Annotated in this window: 4 protein-coding genes; all 4 read left to right on the top strand. The window is 74.4% G+C overall.

The window, feature by feature from the left end; translation table 11 throughout:
- Positions 1 to 1094 precede the first annotated feature (1094 nt).
- The gene (locus ACFXG1_RS19280) at positions 1095 to 2738 is read left to right on the top strand and encodes a sporulation protein (protein WP_384743749.1); all 1644 of its coding nucleotides are present in this window, start codon (positions 1095 to 1097) and stop codon (positions 2736 to 2738) included.
- A 230-nt stretch (positions 2739 to 2968) separates the two neighbouring features.
- Complete coding sequence (gene lhgO, locus ACFXG1_RS19275) at positions 2969 to 4192, top strand: L-2-hydroxyglutarate oxidase (RefSeq protein WP_384712121.1); 1224 nt, start codon at positions 2969 to 2971, stop codon at positions 4190 to 4192.
- A 98-nt stretch (positions 4193 to 4290) separates the two neighbouring features.
- Positions 4291 to 5097, top strand: coding sequence for a tRNA (guanosine(46)-N7)-methyltransferase TrmB (gene trmB / locus ACFXG1_RS19270; protein ID WP_384712124.1), 807 nt, complete (start codon positions 4291 to 4293; stop codon positions 5095 to 5097).
- Between the two features lie 397 nt (positions 5098 to 5494).
- Positions 5495 to 6745, top strand: a complete 1251-nt coding sequence (locus ACFXG1_RS19265) for a PrsW family intramembrane metalloprotease (RefSeq protein WP_384712145.1) — start codon at positions 5495 to 5497, stop codon at positions 6743 to 6745.
- The last annotated feature ends 148 nt before the right edge of the window (positions 6746 to 6893 follow it).

Here is a 6893-nt window from a genome sequence, read left to right as displayed (position 1 = left end):
GTTCTCGGGGTTTCTCGGGGGGGGGGGGGGGGGGCCGGGGGCCGCCGGGGTACGGCGTACGCCCGTACACGCCCGGATACGACAGTCCGGGAGGCGCCATACGCCTCCCGGACCGTCCGCCGCCCGCGGGGATTGAAGGCGGCGGTGTCCCCCAGCCCGCTGGTTCCAGTACGCAGCGGGCCGACCCACGCGACTCTCATGGAAGCCCTCGGCCGAAGCCCGGGCCAGAGCGCACGGGCGGGCGCACGGCCACACACCCGGAGCACGCCCGCGACCGGCCCCGCCGTCCGTGCCCGGCGGCCCCGGATCCGGCGCGACCCGGCCCGGGGGCGGGGACGGCCGGGGGCACGGGCGGGGTCCGTGCACCGCGGACGCGACCCCGGGCGGGGCGGCCACCGGGGTGCGACGGGGTGCGCGCCCCGCGCCCGCCGGACGGCCGGCCGCGGGCGCGGAGCAGGCGCGGGATGGGTACGGGGCGGGTACGGGAGGGGCGCCGGGCGGGCGCGGGACGGGTACGGGACAGGTCCGACGCGGCTCGCACGGACGGCCGGCGCGGGGCCCTTCGGGGACCTCCGCAGGTTCTTCCGGCGCCTGCCGGGCGGCCCTTCCGGCACCTCCCGGGCATGCGTCGGGCATCCGGCGGGCAACCGTCGGATGCCCGTCGGATGTCCGCCTGGCGTCCGTCGAAGGGGCGGCCGGACGGTCGGCCGGGCGGGCGGACGGTCCGGCTCCCCGGGAACCGTCCGGCCGTCCGGAGCGGACGACCCGCGGGACGGGTGGCGGGGACGCGCCACCCGTGGCGCGTTCACCGTGTGTCCACGGCGCGCCCCGGCGGGGTTCGCTCACACGCACAACAATCTCGCCATAGGGAACACCGCCCCTTAACGGTCGGGATGCGGCGAACTACGCTGGGTTTACTGATGTTCTGAACCGATGGGCATATTCCGGAGGGCTCGGCCAGGCGATTTTGCAGCCGGGACGGGAGCGCGGTGGCAGCCGCGCGCCGGGGCGGCTTCTCGGGGTGGGGTGTCGGTACGAAAGCCGGGCGCGGGGCAGCGTCGCGGCGGCCGTCGGTGTGTCGAGGGGTGGGGCGCATGTCCAGGGAGCAACGCGGGCCGAACGAAAAGCTCGGGACGGTTCTCGCCCTCGCGGGAATCAGCAACGCGGGGCTCGCCCGGAGGGTCAACGACCTCGGAGCGCAACGGGGCCTGACGCTCCGTTACGACAAGACGTCGGTGGCGCGGTGGGTCTCCAAGGGCATGGTCCCGCAGGGCGCGGCACCGCATCTGATCGCCGCCGCCATCGGCTCCAAACTCGGCCGGCCGGTACCGCTGCACGAGATCGGGCTCGCCGACGCCGATCCGGCGCCGGAGGTCGGTCTCGCCTTCCCGCGCGACGTCCGGCAGGCGGTGAAGTCCGCCACCGATCTGTACCGGCTGGATCTGGCCGGACGACGGGCGGGCAGCGGCGGAATCTGGCAGTCCCTGGCCGGATCCTTCTCCGTGAGCGCCTATGCCACCCCCGCTTCCCGATGGCTGATAACACCCGCTGATCCGTCGGTGGAGCGGCCTCCGCCGCCTTGTGCGACTCCCGGGGCCATGGGGTTCCGTGAGGACGAAGAGGCCGGTGGAAGCGGTGGGGGCGAACGGTCGACCGGCGGTACGGCGCACACCACGGCGCACGCGCCCGCGCACTCCGGCCATTCATCCGGCCACTCCGACCACGTCCCCGACACATCGTCTTCGGCCACCACCGGATCCGGGGCGCCGGGCGCGGGCGGCCCGCGACAGCACGGTTCAGGCCAGGCCGCCGCTGACGACCTGCGGGTGGGCCACAGCGACGTCGCCAAGCTGCGCGAGGCCGCGGAGGACGCCCGCCGCTGGGACTCCAAGTACGGCGGCGGCGACTGGCGGTCGTCGATGGTCCCCGAGTGCCTGCGGGTCGACGCCGCGCCGCTGCTGCTGGGCTCGTACTCGGACGAGGTCGGGCGGGCCCTGTTCGGCGCGACCGCCGAACTGACCCGGCTGGCCGGCTGGATGGCCTTCGACACCGGGCAGCAGGAGGCCGCCCAGCGCTACTACATCCAGGCGCTGCGGCTGGCCCGCGCGGCCGCCGACGTACCGCTGGGCGGCTATGTCCTGGCATCGATGTCGCTCCAGTCCATCTACCGCGGCTTCGCCGACGAGGGCGTCGACCTCGCCCAGGCGGCGCTGGAGCGCAACCGGGGGCTCGCGACGGCGCGCACGATGAGCTTCTTCCGGCTGGTGGAGGCGCGGGCGCACGCCAAGGCGAACGACGCGGCGGCGGCGATCGCGGCGCTGAAGGCGGCGGAGAGCTGGCTTGAGCGGTCCCGCGACGGCGACCCCGACCCCTCCTGGCTGGGCTTCTACACCTACGACCGGTACGCGGCGGACGCGGCGGAGGCCTACCGCGATCTGCGGCTGCCCCGGCAGGTGCGGCGGTTCACCGAGAAGGCGCTGTCCCAGCCGACGGACGAGTTCGTCAGGTCGCACGGGCTGCGGCTGGTGGTCGGCGCCTTCGCCGAGCTGGAGTCGGGCAATCTGGACGCGGCCTGCGCCGCGGGCGTGCGGGCGGTGGAGGTCGCGGGCCGGATCTCGTCCGTACGGACCACGGAGTACGTACGGGATCTGTTGCACAAGCTGGAGCCGTACGGCGACGAGCCCCGCGTCGCCGAGCTGCGGGAGCGGGCCCGGCCGCTGCTGATGGCACCGGCGTAGCCGCACCGGGCCGAGCGGCGCGGTACGAGCCGTGCGGGCCGTGCGGGCCGTGCTGATCGGCCCGCTCCGGCGGCGGCCGGTCGCGGACCGGTGGCGTTGTCAGGGGCGTTGTCAGTGGCGGGGTGCACTATCGGTGTGGGACGTACGGCGGCCCGGGACGGCCGCCGGAGAGGCGGTGGCCGGGGCGTGGCGGCGAGGAACGCGGGGAGCTCGCGGTGGAAGGTCGAGCGATGACGAATACCGGACGGCGGACCGTCCGCGGCTACGACTGCGATGTGCTGATCATCGGCGGCGGGATCGTCGGCCTGTCGACGGCGTACGCCCTCACCCGCTCGGTCCCCGGGACCCGGGTGGTGGTGCTGGAGAAGGAGGCGGCTCCCGCCCGCCACCAGACCGGGCGCAACAGCGGTGTGATCCACAGCGGGATCTATTACCGGCCCGGTTCCCGCAAGGCGCGGTACGCGGTCGCGGGCGCGGCCGAGACGGTCAAGTTCTGCGTCGAGCACGGCCTGCCCCATCAGGTGACGGGCAAGCTGATCGTGGCCACCGGGCGCGACGAGCTGCCCCGGCTGCACGCCCTGGTCCAGCGCGGCCGGGAGAACGGGATCCCGGTACGGGAGCTGGGCCCCTCGCAGATCACGGAGTACGAGCCGGAGGTCCGCGGTCTTGCCGCGATCCACGTCGGGACGACGGGGATCTGCGACTTCGGCGCCGTCGCGCGGAAACTGGCCGACGAGGCGGGCGCGGCCGGGGCCGAGCTGCGCTGCGGCGAGGAGGTCGTCGCGGTGGACCGCCGCCCCTGGGGGGTCGCGGTCCGTACGGCCGCCGGTACGGTGCTGCGGGCCCGTGCCCTGGTGAACTGCGCGGGGCTGCGGAGCGACCGGGTGGCCCGGCTCACCGGCGACGACCCGGGCGCGCGGATCATCCCCTTCCGCGGGGAGTACTACGAGCTGACGGACCCGTCCCTGGTCAGGGGCCTGGTCTATCCCGTGCCCGACCCGGCGTTCCCGTTCCTCGGCGTCCATCTCACCCGGGGCGTCGACGGCTCGGTCCACGTCGGGCCGAACGCGGTCCCGGCGCTCGCCCGCGAGGGCTACGGCTGGGGCGTGATCCGCCCGGGGGAGCTGGCGGACACCCTGGCCTGGCCCGGAAGCTGGCGGATGGCCGGCCGCCACTGGCGGTACGGGGCGGGCGAGCTGCGCCGCTCGATATCGAAGGAGGCGTTCGCGGCGGCGGTCCGGCGGCTGCTGCCCGCGGTGACTGCGGACGGACTGCGGCGGACGGACGCCGGGGTCAGGGCCCAGGCCGTGCTCAAGGACGGCACGCTCGTCGACGACTTCCTGATACGGGAGACCCGCCAGGTGGTCCATGTGGTGAACGCGCCCTCGCCCGCGGCGACGGCGTCGCTCCCGATCGGCCGCGAGGTGGCCCGCCGGGTCCGGGCGATGCTGTAGGCCATCTCTTCCGCGTCCTGCAGGGGCTCGCGGGGCGGGCCGGGCCCAGCAGCGGGGCGCGGCCGGGGGGCGGCGGGTCACCGTAGAATTGACCCATTGTGTCGACACCGCGCCCCCACACCCCCAAGACCCCCGAAGGCCCCGAGCAGCCCGGGAGCGCCGCCGCTCCGGTACGGCGGCGGGACGAGCCCAGGTTCCCCGGCGGACCCGCGGCCGATCCCGCCGGATCGCACCACGAGCGGCGGATCCGGAGCTTCCAGCCCCGGCGCAGCCGAGTGACCACCGGGCAGGAGGACGCCCTCCGCCGGCTGTGGCCGGTCTGGGGCCTCGACATCGACGGCCGGGGCACCCTCGACCTCGGTGCGATGTTCGAGGGACTGCCCGTCGTGCTGGAGATCGGCTTCGGCATGGGCGAGGCGACGGCGCGGATGGCCGCCGCCGACCCGGGGACCGGGATCCTGGCCGTGGACGTCCACACCCCCGGGCAGGGCAACCTCCTCGGTCTCGCCGAGCGGAACGGGCTCACGAATGTGCGGGTGGCCAACGGTGACGCGATCATCCTGCTGCGGGAGCAGCTGACGCCCGCCGCGCTCGACGGGATGCGGGTGTACTTCCCCGACCCGTGGCCCAAGAAGCGGCACCACAAGCGGCGGCTGATCCAGCCCGAGTTCCTGACGCTCGCCGCGCGCGTGCTGAAGCCGGGTGCCGTACTGCACTGCGCCACGGACTGGGAGCCGTACGCGGACCAGATGCTGGAGGTGCTCTCCGCGCACCCCGACTTCGAGAACACCGCGGACGGCGGCGGCTTCGCGCCCAGGCCCGACTTCAGGCCGCGGACGCGGTTCGAGGGGCAGGGTCTCGACAAGGGGCATGTGGTGCGGGACCTGCTTTTCCGTCGCGTCTGACCCCGGGCCCTGTCCGCGGGCCCTGTCCGCGGGGCGATCCGGACGGGGCTCCGGATTCCGGTTCGGGGCGCGGCAACCGGCCAGGGGATCCGATTAACCGTCGCCGGTTGTCGGTGGGGGTCGTTAGTGTCGACGGGTGTCAGAGCCGTCCACTCCGCGTCCCGTCCCGCCTCCGTCGACCCCCGAGGCCACCGCCTTCCGGCCCCATCCGGAACGCGCCGAGCTTCCCGGGCCCCGGCCCGGGGTTCCGGATGCCGTGACGGCGGACCACCCCGCAGACCAACCCGCGCCCCACTCCGCGACCCACCCCTCGCCACATCCCACGACCCACTCGGCGCCCCACCCCACGACCCACCCCGCCGTGCCCGCGTATGCCGCGCGACCGGTCTTCGACGCCATGCCGGAGCGTTCCCGGTGGCGCTACAAACCCCGGGTGTCCCGGCTGTGGCGCAGCAAGGCGATCCGGGCCGGGGTGCTGATCCTGCTGCTCGCCCTGTGCGCGCTGGTGATCCTGGCGATGGTCCGGGAGCAGACCGGCTCCGAGGGCTTCCTCGTCGGTCTCGGCCTCGCCACCCTCCCCGTACCCCTGCTGCTCGCCGCCTTCCGCTGGCTGGGCCGGGTGGAGCCGAGACCCTGGCGGAACCTGGCCTTCGCCTTCGCCTGGGGCGCCTTCGCCGCCGCCCTGGTGTCGATCCTGGCCAATACCTTCGCCATCCAGTGGATCGCGAACACCACGGCCGACCCGGCGAGCGCCGACAACCTCGGCGCGACCCTGGTCGCCCCCGTCGTCGAGGAGACCGCGAAGGGCGCCGCGGTCTTCCTGGTCTTCTTCTTCCGGCGCCACCACTTCACCGGTCTGGTGGACGGGGTGGTGATCGCCGGTTTCACCGCGACCGGTTTCGCCTTCACCGAGAACATCCTCTATCTCGGTACGGCCTTCGACGAGGAGCAGTCGGCGGGCGGCTCGGGCATCGCGTCGGCGGCGGCGACGTTCTTCGTACGGGTCGTCATGTCGCCGTTCGCGCATCCCCTCTTCACCGTATTCACCGGCCTCGGTCTCGGCTTCGCGGCGCTGGCGGCGCGGCGATGGCGGGTGCGCCGGATCGTCCTGCCGGTTCTGGGGTTGCTGCTGTCGATGGCGATGCACGCCCTGTGGAACGGTTCGGCGTCCTATCTCGGCCCGTTCGGCTTCTATCTGGTGTACGGGATGTTCATGGTCCCGGCCTTCGCGCTGCTGACGTGGCTGACGATCTGGTCCCGGCAGCGCGAGCTGCGGACGATCTCCGTCGCGCTGCCGCCGTACGCCGCCGCCGGCTGGCTGGGGTCCGCCGAGCCCGCGGCGCTGGCGTCGATGCGGGCGCGGTCCGAGGCCCGGTCCTTCGCCCGGCGGAGCCAGGGGTCGGCCGCCGTCCACGCGGTTTCGGAGTACGTACGGTTCGCGACGTCACTGGCGTTCCTGCGGGACCGGGCGCTGCGCGGGACCGCCGGCCCGGACTTCGTGGCGCGGGAGCAGGAGTTGCTGCACCACATGTGGAACCGGAAGGCGGTGGCGGGTCCGGCGCTCACCTACGGCGCCCGGGCGGCGGGCGCGGTGCTGGTGCCGCCGCCGTACCGGGACTACGAGGGGTACAACCCGTACCGCGTCTGACGACCCGGGGTCCGGACGCGCGGCGGACAGGTCCGGTACACGGCGGGCGGGGGAGACGGCGGACAGGGGAGACGGCGTACGAGAAAACCGGCAGCTCTGACGTCGGGGGGTGATGCGTCAGAGCTGCCGGTGGTTCAGACGGGGCCCG

It is taken from the genome of Streptomyces sp. NPDC059248 (assembly GCF_042753905.1).
Classification (GTDB): domain Bacteria; phylum Actinomycetota; class Actinomycetes; order Streptomycetales; family Streptomycetaceae; genus Streptomyces.
Note: the sequence above shows the minus strand (reverse complement) of the source record. Positions and strands in the feature narration are given on the sequence as shown.

Bases quoted from the DNA above. Each gene is read 5' to 3' on its own strand.
- ACFXG1_RS19280 (WP_384743749.1), top strand. From the start codon at position 1,095: ATGTCCAGGGAGCAACGCGGGCCGAACGAAAAGCTCGGGACGGTTCTC.
- lhgO (WP_384712121.1), top strand. From the start codon at position 2,969: ATGACGAATACCGGACGGCGGACCGTCCGCGGCTACGACTGCGATGTG.
- ACFXG1_RS19265 (WP_384712145.1), top strand. From the start codon at position 5,495: ATGCCGGAGCGTTCCCGGTGGCGCTACAAACCCCGGGTGTCCCGGCTG.